General features: G+C 56.1%; 15 protein-coding genes and 1 tRNA gene. 8 read left to right on the top strand and 8 right to left on the bottom strand.

The window, feature by feature from the left end; genetic code table 11:
- Nucleotides 1-35: 35 nt before the first annotated feature.
- The 4 genes from gluQRS to ACR0I8_RS01060 all read right to left on the bottom strand — a co-directional run bounded on the left by gluQRS (nucleotide 36) and on the right by ACR0I8_RS01060 (nucleotide 3939).
- Complete coding sequence (gluQRS, locus tag ACR0I8_RS01075) at nucleotides 36-908, bottom strand: tRNA glutamyl-Q(34) synthetase GluQRS (protein WP_170659580.1); 873 nt, start codon at nucleotides 906-908, stop codon at nucleotides 36-38.
- On the bottom strand, nucleotides 905-1519 hold the full coding sequence (locus ACR0I8_RS01070; protein ID WP_170688684.1) for a class I SAM-dependent methyltransferase: 615 nt from the start codon (nucleotides 1517-1519) through the stop codon (nucleotides 905-907). Before ACR0I8_RS01070 ends, gluQRS begins: the two co-directional genes overlap by 4 nt.
- A gap of 37 nt (nucleotides 1520-1556) precedes the next feature.
- Nucleotides 1557-2897 (bottom strand): methylenetetrahydrofolate--tRNA-(uracil(54)-C(5))-methyltransferase (FADH(2)-oxidizing) TrmFO, encoded by a 1341-nt coding sequence (gene trmFO, locus ACR0I8_RS01065; protein ID WP_170688683.1) that lies wholly within the window; start codon nucleotides 2895-2897, stop codon nucleotides 1557-1559.
- 256 nt (nucleotides 2898-3153) lie between these two features.
- Nucleotides 3154-3939: an enoyl-CoA hydratase gene (locus ACR0I8_RS01060; protein ID WP_170688682.1), complete on the bottom strand. Its 786-nt coding sequence runs from the start codon at nucleotides 3937-3939 to the stop codon at nucleotides 3154-3156.
- 58 nt (nucleotides 3940-3997) lie between these two features.
- On the opposite strand from ACR0I8_RS01060, the gene ACR0I8_RS01055 reads away from it, so the two are divergent.
- Nucleotides 3998-4441 carry a PaaI family thioesterase gene (locus ACR0I8_RS01055; RefSeq protein ID WP_170373749.1) on the top strand — a complete coding sequence of 148 codons (444 nt, stop codon included), beginning with the start codon at nucleotides 3998-4000 and terminating at the stop codon, nucleotides 4439-4441.
- A gap of 63 nt (nucleotides 4442-4504) precedes the next feature.
- Here ACR0I8_RS01055 and ACR0I8_RS01050 read toward each other — a convergent pair whose 3' ends face one another.
- Complete coding sequence (locus ACR0I8_RS01050) at nucleotides 4505-4732, bottom strand: DUF1127 domain-containing protein (RefSeq protein WP_170373748.1); 228 nt, start codon at nucleotides 4730-4732, stop codon at nucleotides 4505-4507.
- Nucleotides 4733-4831: 99 nt separating this feature from the next.
- On the opposite strand from ACR0I8_RS01050, the gene ACR0I8_RS01045 reads away from it, so the two are divergent.
- From ACR0I8_RS01045 to rpsI, 3 genes are all read left to right on the top strand, one after another.
- Nucleotides 4832-6235 carry an aminotransferase-like domain-containing protein gene (locus tag ACR0I8_RS01045; protein WP_170373747.1) on the top strand — a complete coding sequence of 468 codons (1404 nt, stop codon included), beginning with the start codon at nucleotides 4832-4834 and terminating at the stop codon, nucleotides 6233-6235.
- A 162-nt stretch (nucleotides 6236-6397) separates the two neighbouring features.
- Complete coding sequence (gene rplM / locus ACR0I8_RS01040; protein ID WP_170373746.1) at nucleotides 6398-6856, top strand: 50S ribosomal protein L13; 459 nt, start codon at nucleotides 6398-6400, stop codon at nucleotides 6854-6856.
- 6 nt (nucleotides 6857-6862) lie between these two features.
- A complete protein-coding gene (rpsI, locus tag ACR0I8_RS01035) occupies nucleotides 6863-7348 on the top strand; it encodes a 30S ribosomal protein S9 (protein ID WP_039535473.1) in 486 nt (161 codons plus the stop codon).
- A 58-nt stretch (nucleotides 7349-7406) separates the two neighbouring features.
- On the opposite strand, the gene ACR0I8_RS01030 is transcribed toward rpsI, so the two are convergent.
- A complete protein-coding gene (locus tag ACR0I8_RS01030) occupies nucleotides 7407-8435 on the bottom strand; it encodes an alcohol dehydrogenase catalytic domain-containing protein (RefSeq protein WP_170688681.1) in 1029 nt (342 codons plus the stop codon).
- A 175-nt stretch (nucleotides 8436-8610) separates the two neighbouring features.
- Nucleotides 8611-9165, bottom strand: coding sequence for a hypothetical protein (locus tag ACR0I8_RS01025; RefSeq protein WP_170688680.1), 555 nt, complete (start codon nucleotides 9163-9165; stop codon nucleotides 8611-8613).
- Nucleotides 9166-9788: 623 nt separating this feature from the next.
- Here ACR0I8_RS01025 and ACR0I8_RS01020 point away from each other — a divergent pair.
- Both ACR0I8_RS01020 and ACR0I8_RS01015 read left to right on the top strand, forming a co-directional pair.
- Nucleotides 9789-10064: an Arm DNA-binding domain-containing protein gene (locus tag ACR0I8_RS01020; RefSeq protein ID WP_480702748.1), complete on the top strand. Its 276-nt coding sequence runs from the start codon at nucleotides 9789-9791 to the stop codon at nucleotides 10062-10064.
- Between the two features lie 212 nt (nucleotides 10065-10276).
- A complete protein-coding gene (locus tag ACR0I8_RS01015) occupies nucleotides 10277-11587 on the top strand; it encodes a hypothetical protein (RefSeq protein WP_170688678.1) in 1311 nt (436 codons plus the stop codon).
- A gap of 436 nt (nucleotides 11588-12023) precedes the next feature.
- Here ACR0I8_RS01015 and ACR0I8_RS01010 read toward each other — a convergent pair.
- Nucleotides 12024-12113: transfer RNA gene (locus tag ACR0I8_RS01010), tRNA-Ser, on the bottom strand.
- Between the two features lie 123 nt (nucleotides 12114-12236).
- On the opposite strand from ACR0I8_RS01010, the gene ACR0I8_RS01005 reads away from it, so the two are divergent.
- Both ACR0I8_RS01005 and ACR0I8_RS01000 read left to right on the top strand, forming a co-directional pair.
- Nucleotides 12237-13079 (top strand): DUF2059 domain-containing protein, encoded by an 843-nt coding sequence (locus tag ACR0I8_RS01005; RefSeq protein WP_170688677.1) that lies wholly within the window; start codon nucleotides 12237-12239, stop codon nucleotides 13077-13079.
- A complete protein-coding gene (locus ACR0I8_RS01000) occupies nucleotides 13079-13879 on the top strand; it encodes a DUF2059 domain-containing protein (protein WP_170688676.1) in 801 nt (266 codons plus the stop codon). Before ACR0I8_RS01005 ends, ACR0I8_RS01000 begins: the two co-directional genes overlap by 1 nt.
- Nucleotides 13880-14015 lie beyond the last annotated feature (136 nt).

Genomic DNA, 14015 nt, shown 5'->3' with positions numbered 1-14015 from the left:
TTCGGTTTGAGTATTTTTGAAACGACAAAGCGGTGTCAAAGGCCGACCATGGCGCGGATGTCCTGAGGGGTTGCGCCTTCGACCCTGTATTTTGCGATGGCGCGAGCGTCGTCTCGTTTGGCGAGGCGTTTGCCGTTCGGGTCGCGGATCAAGCGGTGGTGCAGGTATTCGGGCGTGGGTAAGCCCAGCAGAGCCTGCAACAGGACGTGGATACGCGTTGCCTCAAACAGATCCTGACCGCGAATGACATGGGTCACACCCTGCGCCGCATCGTCGAGGACGACGGACAGGTGGTAGGAGGTGCCCATACCTCGGCGGGAAAGGACGACATCACCGATCGTTGTTTCCAGTTCGGCCTTGTCGAAGGAAATCCGTCCAGTTTCCCCATTTGGTCCAGTGCCTAGCTCGAGAAAACTGCCGCTCCCATGTGACAGAACGGATTGTGCCGCCATAGCCATATCAAGCCTGAGGGGCGTGTCTTTAGGTCGTTCTACGCTGTTTCGGCTCGCTTTGTGCCGACAGGTGCCGGGATAGATGATCCCATCCGGCCCGTGCAGAGGTGCACCTTCCTGAGGGGCGCTGGCCGCTGCGGCGATATCCTTGCGATTGCAGGTGCAAGGGTACAAAAGACCTTTCAACCACAGGGTATCGAGGGCCTGTTCATAGATTTGGATGCGCTCAGATTGCCTCAGAACCGGTGTCGGCCAGCTGAGGCCCAGCCATTCGAGATCTACGTAGATCTGTTCTTCCCACTGTGGTCGTGCGCGGGATTGGTCGATATCCTCGATCCGCAGCAGGAATGTGCCTCCTTCAGAGGCAGCCATGTCACTGGCCAACATTGCCGAATAGGCGTGGCCTAGATGCAAGGGACCTGTTGGAGAAGGCGCAAAGCGGGTCTTAAAAGTCACGTCTTTTCGAGTATGTACACGTCAGATTTCATGTTCATTCCGGGCAGATGAGGTCCGTATTCCTTAAACAGCAACCGTGCGGCGCCCATGTCCAGCCAGTCGTTCAGACGCATGGTATAAGAGTGGTCTGCAAGTGTATGATCATTATAAGAGAATGCCAACAAGCCATCCTTTGGCAGCGCGTGCATGAGAAGGTCCAGAGTTTCAGGGGGGGCTGCTCCTGCACCGATTACTCCGATAGCTGAAATGGTTGAGTAGGTGCCGTGTTCAATGGGTTCGGGGTCCGATATGTCAAAGCCGATCAGCGCACGATAGACGTTCTTCGCTTTGGCCTCCTCAAGCATATTCGGCGTAGGGTCCATTCCGTCGATCACTTCAAACCCGACTGAGCGCAGCGCAACACCGGACAACCCCGTTCCACAGCCATAGTCGAGAATGGGCGTTTGTGCCTCAGGCCTCTTGGACCATATCGCTTTGGCAACCCTGCCCGGCGTGGCATATCCCTGTTCCGCGACAGAATCCTCATAGGTTGCTGCCCATTTCTGGTAGTGCGCTTGGGTGTCCTGCGGAGATTTCGATCCGTATGTGTCCTTGAAAAACTTGTCGCTCATAACCGCATGATAAGCCGCTGGATCTTCTATCGTCCAGTCAGCTTTGCGCGAGCCACTCCGTCCATTCAGCCTTTGCGCGGTCGGTATAGGCCTTGTAGCGGTCTTTGCGTCCCCGGCGGCCACCTTTCAGGCCATCTACAGGGCGGAACAGGCCGAAATTGACGTTCATGGGCTGAAACGTTTTGGCCTCTGCGCCGCCAGTGATGTGATGGATCAAGGCACCCATGGCGCTGTCCTGCGGTACCTTGGGCAGGGTGCGGCCCAGAATTTCAGCGGCTGCCAGTCGACCTGCCAGAAGCCCCATGGCCGCGCTTTCGACATAGCCTTCTACACCGGTGATCTGACCGGCGAACCGGATATTGGGCTTTGATTTCAAACGCATCTGCGCGTCCAGCAAAGTCGGAGAGTTGATGAACGTATTGCGGTGTATCCCGCCAAGGCGTGCGAAACTTGCGTTCTCCAGGCCGGGGATCATGCGGAACACCTCGGTCTGGGCGCCATATTTCATTTTGGTTTGGAAACCCACGATGTTGAACAGCGTGCCAAGAGCGTTGTCGCGGCGCAGCTGCACAACGGCATGAGGTTTCACGTCCGGCTGATGGGGGTTGGTCAGGCCGACAGGCTTCATCGGCCCGTGACGTAGGGTTTCACGACCCCGTTCAGACATCACCTCGATCGGCAGGCAGCCATCAAAGTAGCCTGCGGTTTCACCCTCGTGGAACTCAGTTTTGTCGGCGGCCAGAAGGGCATCGATGAAGGCCTCGTACTGATTGCGGTCCATGGGGCAGTTCAGATAGGCGGTGCGCTCTTCCTCGGTCTCGCCTTTGTCATAGCGGGACTGCATCCAGGCTTTGCTCATGTCGATGCTCTCGGCATAGACAATCGGCGCAATGGCATCAAAAAACGCCAGCGCGTCCGAACCGGTTTCGGCTTGGATGGCTTCACCCAGCTTGGCCGAGGTCAGAGGACCGGTGGCAAAGATCCACTGACCGTCGTCGGGCAGAGAGGTAACCTCTTCATCCGTCACCGTGATCCGGGGATGCGCGCGCAGTTTGGCAGTGACCGCCTCGGCAAACGGATCGCGGTCAACAGCCAGCGCCCCGCCTGCGGGCAGGCGGTGGGCATCGGCAGTCGTCATGATGAGGCCATTGGCGGCGCGCATTTCCCAATGCAACAGGCCCACGGCGTTCTGTTCATCGTCGTCCGAGCGGAACGAGTTGGAACACACCATCTCGGCCAGATTACCGGTCTGGTGCGCAAAGGTACCTACTGTGGGGCGCATTTCGTGGATCACGACATCCACGCCCATTTCCGCCGCCTGCCATGCGGCCTCGGACCCGGCCATGCCGCCGCCCACGATATGCAATGCTTGTGTCATGCGCTGCCACATAGGGCAGAGCCCAAGCAGGCGCAACTGAGCAACCGCCAAATGGTCCGGATTTTAGGGGGGTCTTGGGGTCGCCGCTGCGGGAATGTCAACGCCAGTGAGAGAAACCAGCTTGGAGGGACCTTCCGCCCACGGCGACCCAAAAGTGTACCTGAGGCCTTAGCCTCGTCCCAGCATTGCCACAGTATTGCCCTTTTGAAAAGTGCAAAAATGATGACAGTGATGAAAAATGTTCGGAATAATTGTCCTATTGAGACCAATTCGGGGGGCGTTTTTCGATAAACGCAGAAATGCCTTCTTCGGTATCGCGATGCAGCATATTCTGCACCATTACCTCTCCGGTATAGGCATAGGCTTGATCCAGCGGCATCTGAAGCTGTTGATAAAACGCCTCTTTTCCGATTTTGACTGCGACGCCCAGCTTGTCTGCGATCTGTTCAGCCAAGGCGATGGTTTGGTCGTTGAGTTGCGTTTCGGGGACAACCCGATTGATCAACCCCAGTTCCTGCGCGCGTTCGGCTGAGATGAACCCTCCGGTGGTCAGCATCTCAAATGCCTGCTTTCTGGGGATATTGCGGCTGAGTGCGACCATGGGGGTTGAGCAGAACAAGCCGATATTCACTCCGTTCACCCCAAAGCGCGTGCCTTCGGCGGCGACGGCCAGATCACAGGTGGCGACCAATTGACAACCCGCAGCTGTCGCAATGCCGTGGACCTGCGCAATAACGGGTTGGGGCAGGGACTGAATTGACATCATCATCCGCGCACAACGGTTAAAGAGGTCCTGGAAATAGGCCTTGCCGCCATCCTCAGACTGACGTCCGGCTGTCATCTGTTTTAGATCATGCCCGGCGCAGAAGGCCTTGCCTTCGCCGGACAGGACAACGGCCCGGATCGAACGGTCGACGCGCAGCGCATCGAACTCGGCCTGCAACGCGGCCAGCATCTCGTCGCTCAGCGCGTTCAGCCTTTCAGGTGCGTTCATGTGCAGCCGCGCGATGGCACCTGTGTCGTTACGTTCCAAAATTGCCATCTTGCCCTCCCGCTGGCTGTTGGGCCAACTCTAGGGTGAGAAGTGAAGGAGGGGAAGCATGGGATTGGCGTTAAGCAAAGACGAGCTGTCGCAGTACCTTAAGGAGGTATTCCCACAGGTTCATCGCGATTTCGTGGTTGAGAACCTGACCGAGGAGACGATTACCATGCGCCTCGTGGTCGAAGACCGTCATTTGCGCCCCGGCGGTACGGTTTCAGGACCGTCCATGTTCGGTCTGGCGGATGTTTGTGTCTATGCCATGGTGTTGGCGCGCAAGGGGCGTCAGTCCTTGGCGGTGACGACCAACAGCTCTCTGGACTTTTTGCGCAAACCTGAAGGTGGCAAAGATCTGATCGCTGAATGTCGCCTTCTGAAACTGGGGCGCACTCTGGCCGTTGGCGATGTATTGATTTACTCGGTTGGATCAGATCAGCCCGTGGCGCGGGCCAGTATGACCTATTCCATCCCGCCCGCCGGGTCTTCGGCTGCAAAATTCGGATAAAAAGGGCCGGGGCGAACCCCGGCCAGGGAAGAGGTCCCAAATGAATTTGGGACTGGGGATGGGTTAAAGCTGCCAGAAATAGCGCTTGATTTCGCGGTCGGCTTGCAGACGGGTCAGGCCTACGTCCTTGAGCAACCTGTCATCCAGCTTTCCCAGATTGACGCGACTGCGACGACGGCGTTCCCATTGAGTGACCGCCGCCGCAAACTGCACGGCCAGCACAGCGATCAGCGGCAGCCGGGGGCTGGCGTTGAGCAATGTAAGGGCGGGAGTGTGCATTGTGCGTGTCATCTCAGTATTCCTTTCAAATTGTATTGACACAAAGTAGCAATGTTCGGTACATGTGTTTGATACATTCGCAATTGTGTCAAATGCAAAGGAAGAATTGTAATGGATACAATTTGGCCGGAGACGCTGCCAAAATCCAAAGGGCCCAAGTACACCCTAGTGGCTGATACAATACGAAAAGCGATTGAAAGTAAGACGTTAGATATCGGGGTCAAACTGCCTCCTGTGCGCGAACTTGCGTATCGCCTGCAGATCACTCCGGGAACCGTTGCGCGGGCTTATACGATTCTGACCGAAGAGGGCTTGCTACAAGCTGAGGTCGGACGTGGTACATTTGTCGCCCCTCCGAAATCTCCGATTTTGGACGATGTCTGGTCTCGGCAGCTTCATCTGGCTGAAGCTCAGAATTCCAATCACGTCAGCCTGTTCAGCCCGAGGCTTGCGGATATGGGGCAGGTGTCTCTGATCCGCGAATGTCTACAGAAAGTCGCGCAGTCGGATCCGGCCTTGTTCATGAATTATCCGACACGCGATGCGTATAAACCTATGCGTCAGGCGGTTGTTGAATGGTTGTCGGACCTGCCGCTTGGCAAATTGAGCGACGACGACATTGTACTGACACACGGAGGTCAGAACGGCCTGTGCCTTGTATTCCAGACCATTCTGCAGGGTCCGAAACCGATCGTTATGGTCGAAGATCTTTCCTATGCCGGGTTCCGTCGCGCGGCAGAGTTGATGCGGGCCGATGTGGTTGGCATCCGAATGGACAAATGGGGCATCGACCCGGCAGCGATGGAGCATGTCTTGCGCCAGACGCCAGCGCAGGCAGTCTGTGTCTCGCCCGAGGTTCAGAACCCGACCGGGCTGCACACCCCTTTGGAGCGGCGCAAGGAAATCGTGGAAATTGCACGGAAATTCGATGTGCAGATCGTTGAGGACGACTGCTACCGGATGGGAGACGCGAAGGAACCAAGCTTCCGCGCGTTGGCCCCAGAGCGTGGGTGGCATGTGTCTTCGATCTCGAAAGTGCTGACTCCGTCCCTGCGCGTCGGCTTTGCCATTGCGCCTAGGGACCGGAGCGTGGATCTGCGCCGCTCAGCCGAATACGGATACTTTGGCTTGGCACAGCCGCTGGCTGAACTGACGCGGCTCCTGCTCTCTGACCCTCGCACGCGCCAAATTGCGCGGGATGTGCGCTCGCGGATGGGAGAGTATGTGCGGGTGACAGTGAATGCACTGGGCGGGTTCGATCTGAACTGGGCGCCTGATGTGCCGTTTGTTTGGTTGCTTTTGCCGTCGGGGTGGAGAGCTGCTGCGTTCAGCCGTGCCGCTGAGCGCGAAGGTATTCAGCTGCGGTCTGCAGATGAGTTCGCGCTGCGGGACGGGCGCGCCCCGAATGCGGTGCGCATTGCGATGAACGGGCATGTATCCCTGCAGAGGTTCGAGGACGCGATGCTCCGCCTGCGGGCTTTGCTGGACAATCCGCCTGAGCAAATCAGCGTGTAGTATGGGGTAAAATAATACCTATTTTATAAGCATATGAAAATGCTATATAAAAACTTGATTACGTGTGTTGACGTGCATTCTAAGCAGGTCTAAACCCCCTCCATCGAATTCGGACCGCTCTGTCTTGGGGCGGTCTTTCACATCAAACAGGACTATCCTGCCATGAAAACCTTTTCTGCAACACCTGCAGACATCGACAAGAAATGGATCCTGATCGACGCCGAGGGCGTTGTTCTGGGCCGTCTTGCCTCGATCGTCGCCATGCGCCTGCGTGGCAAGCACAAAGCGTCGTTCACCCCGAATATGGACATGGGCGACAACGTCATCGTGATCAACGCTGACAAAATCCAGATGACCGGCAAGAAGCGCGAAGAGAACTTCTACTGGCACACTGGCCACCCGGGCGGCATCAAGTCGCGCACCAAACAGCAGATCCTGGAAGGTGCACATCCTGAGCGCGTTGTCGTTCAGGCCGTCAAGCGCATGCTGCCGGGCAACCGTCTGGCGCGTCAGCAAATGACCAACCTGCGCGTTTACGCCGGTGCCGAGCACCCGCATGAAGCCCAGGCCCCCGAAGTTCTGGACGTTAAGTCCATGAACAAGAAGAACACCCGGAGCTAATGACCGATGGCTGATCAGATCAATACTCTCGAAGAGCTGAGCGCCGTCGCAGGCGTTGAAACCGTGGCCGAAGAAGTCATCGTACGTGAACCCGTACGTGACGAGCTGGGCCGTTCCTACGCCACCGGCAAGCGTAAAGACGCTGTTGCCCGCGTTTGGATCAAGCCGGGTTCCGGCAAGGTCACCGTGAACGGCAAAGACCAGGACAAGTACTTCGCTCGTCCGGTTCTGCAGCTGATCCTGCGCCAGCCGTTCCAGGTTGCTGGTGTTGAAGGTGAGTTCGACGTTGTTGCAACCGTCAAAGGCGGTGGCCTGACCGGTCAGGCCGGTGCGGTCAAGCACGGCATCTCGAAAGCGCTGCAGCTGTACGATCCGTCGCTGCGTGGTGCTCTGAAAGCCGCTGGCTTCCTGACCCGCGACAGCCGCGTTGTGGAACGTAAGAAATACGGTAAGCGCAAAGCGCGTCGTTCGTTCCAGTTCTCGAAGCGTTAATCGCTGCGAACAACGAAATTCAAAAGGGCTCGCAAGTGCGGGCCCTTTTTTCATAGGGTTAGGGCGTGATCATCACCTTCCCGTCACTCGTTTTCAAAGCGTCCGCCAGGTTGGCGATCAGATCGCCCAGCGCCAGACGCTCGGATACGTCCGTTTTCCAGCGCCCGTCGGCAAAGCGCGCCTGAACCTCGGTCACAACGCGCATCTGGTCGGCTGGAGGGGTGGTCATCATCCAGTTGGTCAGCCAGAACCCCTCGATCCGTTTGCCCATGAATATCAGCTGCCCGGTTTGGGTCAGGGTCGGGGCGTCGCTGCCGAGTTTGCCATAACAAATCCAGCGCGCGCGATTGGGCATGGCGCAGAATATCTGCTCGGACAGAGGGTCCATAACAGCGTCGAGAAAGACGCGGGGCTTCAGCTTGGCGCTCAGTTCGGCAAATTGGTGCGCAACGTCAGGGTCCGTTGTGACCAGAACTTCCGCAGCCCCAAGCTCTTTCAGCATCGGAGCGGCCTCAGCGCGCCGCACCATGGCGATGGGCTTTAATCCCAGATCCCGCCCAAGGCTGCACATCAGCTTACCCAACTGGCTGGTTGCGGCTGAAACAACAAACGCATCGCCGTCTTTCTTGGCTATATCGACCATGGCCATCGCTGTTAGCGGATTGACGATCTGCGCAGCCCCGTCATCGTCCGAGATGTCAGGGCGCAGAGGGATGCACATTTGCATCTGGGTCACGACATATTCGGCCCACGCCCCTGATCCGGCGGCAACAAAGGCGACGCGCAGGCCTTGTAGACCTTCCGCTCCTTTGCCCGTTGCCACAACATCTCCACACCCCTCAAAGCCCGCAGCGGCGCCTTTGACACGGGGTTGGCCGTACTCGCCTTTGATGAAGTGAATATCTGACGGATTGACCGAAGCGGTGCGCAGCCGGATCAGAACTTTTCCAGGGCCGGGGGTAGGGACGGGCAATTCGGCATCGACCAACCACTCAGACGCGTCTGTGATTGTGGGGCCAGTCATGGTGCCGGAATAGCCACCGTGTTTCAGGACAATGGCACGCATAGTAGAGGGCAAATCGGTCATTGGTCAGTCCTTGAGTGGCGCCAGGGTCACCGGATCAGCTTTCAGCCTGACGGCAAAGAAAATCGGCGCGGGGTTCTTGTTGGGTCAAGCCAAACAAAAGCTCCGCGCCGCGTCAATTCAGCCGCTGTCTAACGTCGCGGCATGTGGAGAAGGCCGCCCGTGGACGGCCTGATGCTTATTGGCTCATCGCATTTTGCAGGTCCTGAAGTTTGGTCAGAACCGCCTCGGGCGAGGCTTTGATCTCATCCAGGATCTTGATCACCTGATCTTTGACACCCTGTGCCATCTCGCTGTTCTGGACCGAGGCGACCATGGCGTCATAGTCGAAGTTCTGTGCTGTCAGCATGCCTTCTTGAACCCAGGAGTTGAACAGCTCCTGACCCTGATCCGCCAGCGAGGCAACCTGATCACCGGCTTGATCTGCCGCCTCGGACGCCTGATCCGCGATCGAATTGGCGGCCTCAGTGGCCTGATCCGCAACAGATGACGCGGCCTCAGAGGCCTGTTCGGTCAGAGATGACGCCGCTTCGCTGGCTTGTTCCGTAGCCGATTCCAGCGCTTCGCTTGCGGCCTCCTGCACGGCCGAGGCCGCTTCGCTGACCGCATCGCCTGCATCCTCGGCTGCAGCTTCAAGTTTTTCGGCCGGCGTCGGTTCGGGTTGGTTAAGATAGAAATACCCGCCCGCGCCAAGGCCGACGAGGACGATGATGATAAGAAGAGTACGCGACATTATGTGTCTCCTTTGGAAATTTGTGCCGCTGGGATGATCCAAATCTAGGACGACTCAAAGGGGAATTCTTGTGATTTCTCAGCAGAATACGGGTTTGGGCCAAGCTACGCTGATTGAGCGGCTTGATCCGGCGACAAAGCGCCCACCGCTTTGCGCTTTGCATTGAATTTCGATGATATCGCATTACCGCGTTGAGCCCGGCGTTTGAGGTATAGGCGTTGCGCGAGAACGTGGTGCCGAGCGAAACCTGCGACGATGCTCGCACTTTACTGCTCGGTCGAATTTTTGGTCTTATGTGAAGGACTTCACTGCCTTTGACCCCAAAATGACCGACACTGCAGTCAGACGGGGTAAAAGAGACATTGTGGGGGTCGCGCTCGGGTTCGGTCCCCAAATTAACGAGTAACGTCTTTTGTTTGAATAGGCCTATTGGGCCAAAAGGGGCACTGATCTCTCACTTTGTGGTTGAATGTGAGGGGCGGTGTGAGGGGGGCTGGATGAGGGGGTCTTGGCCAGCCCCTCTCTTTGCGCGAAAAGATAGACCTGTCGGCCTGAGAAAGCAAAGAAGCCAATTAGAATTTATGGCGGAGAGTCTTTTCGGTGCCCAAAAAAGTCAATGAGCTATCATCAGCCAAGGCTCGGAAACTCACTCATCCCGGCGACAGAGACTAGCCCTTCTTTCATGCGGTGGGCAGTGTTGGCCGTCCAATCTACGGATCAAACCTGAGAACGCCAAAAGCAGGATGGTTCGTTACGCCAGCCCATTGACGGGCAAGCGGCGTAAGACGCGCCTCGGTTCCCTTCCTGAAATTGGGTTTTCTGATGCTCGCAACGCCGCCCGCGAGGTCAAGGCGCAGGTCCGCGTCGGCATTGATCAAATAGATCAGGTGAACACGTGAGGGCGGAGGCCAAGGCAGAGGCGCAAGAATATGCGTTGCAGGCAATCGAAGTGCTAGGCGTAAGTGTCAGTGTCTTGACGCCAGAAGGCCGCCACGCCTCAAAACTACCATTAAATTTAGACCCTTATGTAGCCGCTGAGCGGACTAAGTTGCCTTTACTCTTGGTTCCACATAGCGGAAAGTTGAGATAGACCATTCAGTCGCGCGCGGCCTTGAAGGACACGCAACCGGCCAATAAAACACAGGCGTCAATGATCAACTTAGGCACATTCTGGCACAACGATTTCTACAGATACCGAAATGGCGCACACCCGCTGGTGCGCTCGTTTATCAAAGACGCCGAAAGGTTCAACACAGTAAAGATAGATGCGGTAGTACCAGGAAGAGTCAAAAGACTAATAAGAAAGCGCATGGAGCCTTTGACTGAATTGGGAAGGCAGAAGAAACGCTTGCACTCTCACCTCGAGCAATACGGCCTGGCATCATATTATGGGCAGTTTTCATATTATTTTGGTGAGTGTTTGGCGGATTTTGACGATTTTCCGGACGTTGTCACCTTTGATCATACAAGTCCTCCAGTTCTACGAAGTCGCCCCTATATTTTTCATTTTGAGAGTTTTCCTACACTTTTCACCCCGATACGCCCGACGGGAACACGCAGCATTCCAATAGAGTTGCAGCACAAAGTTATCTCCATGTTGGCGGATAGTTTTAGGCAGGAAACCTGCATCCTGATCTTCAGTCACCTGAAGTCATCAGTGGATATTTTTCATCGTGTTTTTCATGGTTATCCGGACATTTGCAGGAAATGCATATATATTCCACTTGGAATAGAAGCGCCGTCCATGACGCAAGACGAGCTTGATCAAAAGTTTTCGTCCGATCAAAAGACCCGGATTCTATTTACGAATTCCCTCCACAACCAACCAGCATCTTTTTTCAAGAGAGGTGGGCATTTATTACTGTCGGCGCTCGAAAATCTTGGGAACTGGCAAGATCGTTTTGAGCTGACAATCGTTTCTTCCATTGACGAAGAAATCAAAGACCGGTTTTCACCCGAGCTTTTGCGGCAAATCACCTGGTACGACACGTTTGTGCCCTTTGAGAAGATGAAAGCCCTCAAGGATCAGGCTCACATCTTTGCTATGCCAGCAATTGGCCTACACTCCTACAGCCTGCTTGAAGCAATACGTTCCTATAGCATCCCGATCATTTCGGACGCGCTTGGATACGAAGAGTTCTTTCGGGAAAAGGATGCGAATCTTTGGCTGTATCAGATGAAAGGGGTCCGCGATCGACACTATTTTGAGGAGGAAACCGGTTGGGTTAGTGAAGACTATACCTCATATGATCTACCCAATGACGAGTACATAGAACAGGTCAGTAGCTTCCTCGAATCGCTTTCGGGGGACGAGAGTCTACGATCGCACGCAGAGGCCAACGCGGAGGTAGTCCATCGCAATCACGACCTGAAATCATCTCAAACCACCTTTGCGAGAGCCCTCGAAGAAGCATTCAAGTGACCCACCGGGAAGGTATCGGTCGGGAACGGAGAATGCATCCAACTCAACTGTTCATATTTTTCAGGCCACCTATGTCGTGTACTGGATTGTCGCCGGTACCCAGGTGGACGGTATAAGAGCCTTGAAACCCTAACGGCTCGATCACTAGTGAACCGCGAGGGATACTGCTGAAACCCAGTCCTGCCGTAAATTGGGCGTGTTAGGGTCGCAGCAAAATCAGGACCAAGCGGACCGGGGCGTGTCGCCGTGCCTCAGGGTCTTCAGCTTGGGCAAAGCCGCCGAGCCGGTGCAATCCATGCCCCTGATACCCCAGCCAAAACCGCATCAAAACCGGTTGATAGGCGCGAAAAACAGGGCGAAAAATCACCGTTTTCACGTTGACACCTATTTTGGCGCATAGGGTCGAACTAGGGAAAGACTTAAAAATATAGGTTAATGGCGGAGAGACAGGGATTCGAACCCTGGGTGGGCTTGCACCCACAACGGTTTTCGAGACCGCCCCGTTCGACCACTCCGGCACCTCTCCGCGGGGGTCTGTGAGGGGGGGATTTAGTGAGGAACGCGCAGGGGTGCAAGCAGAAAATTCCCAGAAATCACATTCCTTGGATTTTCCATTGCCTGCCGCAACAAAACACCTAGGCTGATAGGCATGAAAAATCGAGTTGAGCGTTCTGTTGTCCCATTGCTCGCGCTGCTTGTCGCGCTTGTTTTGGTCCCCGTTTCTTCGGCTGCGGCCAATCGCGACCGGATCGAAGCCTTCCTCAATACCACCGGGTTTGATGTGGCGCTGGAAAGTATCGCGCTGGCGTCCGGCTCTGCCCCTGAAATGCTGGGCATTGACCCCGATGGGTTCGGATCAGACTGGACCCGCCTGACCGAAGAGGTCTTCGATACCGAGCTTATGCATGAAACCGCTGTCTCGATTCTCGAAGAGACGCTGAGCGATGAGGCGCTGGCGCATGCGGTGGAGTTCTATGCCTCGGATCTGGGGCAAAGGCTGGTTGAGGTCGAAAACGCGGCGCATCTGAATGAGGATGAAGAGGCCAAACAGCAGGAGGGACAGGAAATTGTTGCTGGCCTTGTGCAGGATGGCTCGCCCCGTGTGGAGCAGCTCAAGCGGATGAACAATGCGATTGATGCCAGCGGGACTTCGTTGCGTGCCCTGCAGGAGATCCAATTGCGGTTTCTTCTGGCGGCCAGCGCGTCTGGCGTGATCGACCTGCAGTTGGACGCGGATGAGTTGCGGTTGATGCTGCGGCAGAATGAGGCCGGGATGCGTCAAGCTCTGCAGCTTTCAGCGCTAGCAGGGGCGGCCTATACCTATCAGGATTTCTCGGACGAAGAGGTCGAGGCCTATGCCGAGGCGCTTGAACAGCCATTGATGCAAGAGGTCTATGAGCTTCTGAACGCGATCCAATATGAGATCATGGCGATGCGGTTCGAGGTTCTGGCAGCCCGGATGGCAGACCTTCATCCGGCTCAGGATATCTGATGCGTCTGGCACTTGCTTTTGTGGTGGCGTTTCTCTGCGCGCTGCCAGCTGTCGCGAATGAGCGGGCCAATCGGCTGGCGCATGCCATGAAGCTGGATCAGGTTGTAGGAATTCTGATCGACGAAGGCATGGTCCATCAGCAGGAACTCGAAGAGAGCCTACTGGACGGTGACGGAGGCCCTCTGTTTCACGATCAGGTTCAAGAGATCTATAACCATTCTTGGATGAAGTCTCGTCTGACCGAAGCCTTCGCCGAGGGCATGACGAAGGAGCAGATGGATCAGGCAATCGTTTTCTTCGAAAGCGATCTGGGGCAGACGATCGTGACGCTGGAGAACTCGGCCCGCAAAGCCTTTGCAGATGAGGCAATCGAAGAGACGGCGAACGAGGCCTATGAGGGCACGGAACCCGACTCGCCCCGGTTCGAACTGGTCGAGGAATATATCCGCGCGAACGACCTGATTGACCAGAATGTCCAAGGCTCGCTGAGTGCGGATTACAACTTTTTCCTAGGGCTCTACGGCGACAGTTTGGCCGAATACGAAGAGGTTCTGGATGGGTTGCTGGCGCAGAAAGACACTGTGACGGCCGAAACGACCACATGGTTGTACTCCTTTCTGCTTCTGGCCTATCAGCCGCTGAACGAGGTCGAGATGCGCGAGAATATTGCGTTTTCCAGAACCGAGACCGGGCAGGCCTTGAACGCGGCCCTTTTCAAAGGGTTTGACGAGATGTTTGATGGGATTTCGTACCGTCTGGGCGCGGCGGTGGCGCAGGTTTGGCAATCCTCTGATCTCTGACCAGTCTTGGGTGTTGACTTTGCCTTTCATTATGTGGATAAGCGCGCATCCCGGCCGGTTCTCCGCGCCGGGTGTCGTTATTATATGACCCTTTGAAACTTCTCGGGGTCTTCCACACAGCCCAAACAGGGCGCGC

This window comes from Ruegeria sp. BG9, from assembly GCF_056538305.1.
This window is presented reverse-complemented; position numbering and strand designations above follow the sequence as displayed.

Bases quoted from the DNA above. Each gene is read 5' to 3' on its own strand.
- ACR0I8_RS01070 (WP_170688684.1), bottom strand. From the start codon at position 1,519: ATGAGCGACAAGTTTTTCAAGGACACATACGGATCGAAATCTCCGCAG.
- trmFO (WP_170688683.1), bottom strand. From the start codon at position 2,897: ATGACACAAGCATTGCATATCGTGGGCGGCGGCATGGCCGGGTCCGAG.
- ACR0I8_RS01060 (WP_170688682.1), bottom strand. From the start codon at position 3,939: ATGGCAATTTTGGAACGTAACGACACAGGTGCCATCGCGCGGCTGCAC.
- ACR0I8_RS01055 (WP_170373749.1), top strand. From the start codon at position 3,998: ATGGGATTGGCGTTAAGCAAAGACGAGCTGTCGCAGTACCTTAAGGAG.
- ACR0I8_RS01050 (WP_170373748.1), bottom strand. From the start codon at position 4,732: ATGACACGCACAATGCACACTCCCGCCCTTACATTGCTCAACGCCAGC.
- ACR0I8_RS01045 (WP_170373747.1), top strand. From the start codon at position 4,832: ATGGATACAATTTGGCCGGAGACGCTGCCAAAATCCAAAGGGCCCAAG.
- rplM (WP_170373746.1), top strand. From the start codon at position 6,398: ATGAAAACCTTTTCTGCAACACCTGCAGACATCGACAAGAAATGGATC.
- rpsI (WP_039535473.1), top strand. From the start codon at position 6,863: ATGGCTGATCAGATCAATACTCTCGAAGAGCTGAGCGCCGTCGCAGGC.
- ACR0I8_RS01030 (WP_170688681.1), bottom strand. From the start codon at position 8,435: ATGACCGATTTGCCCTCTACTATGCGTGCCATTGTCCTGAAACACGGT.
- ACR0I8_RS01025 (WP_170688680.1), bottom strand. From the start codon at position 9,165: ATGTCGCGTACTCTTCTTATCATCATCGTCCTCGTCGGCCTTGGCGCG.
- ACR0I8_RS01005 (WP_170688677.1), top strand. From the start codon at position 12,237: ATGAAAAATCGAGTTGAGCGTTCTGTTGTCCCATTGCTCGCGCTGCTT.
- ACR0I8_RS01000 (WP_170688676.1), top strand. From the start codon at position 13,079: ATGCGTCTGGCACTTGCTTTTGTGGTGGCGTTTCTCTGCGCGCTGCCA.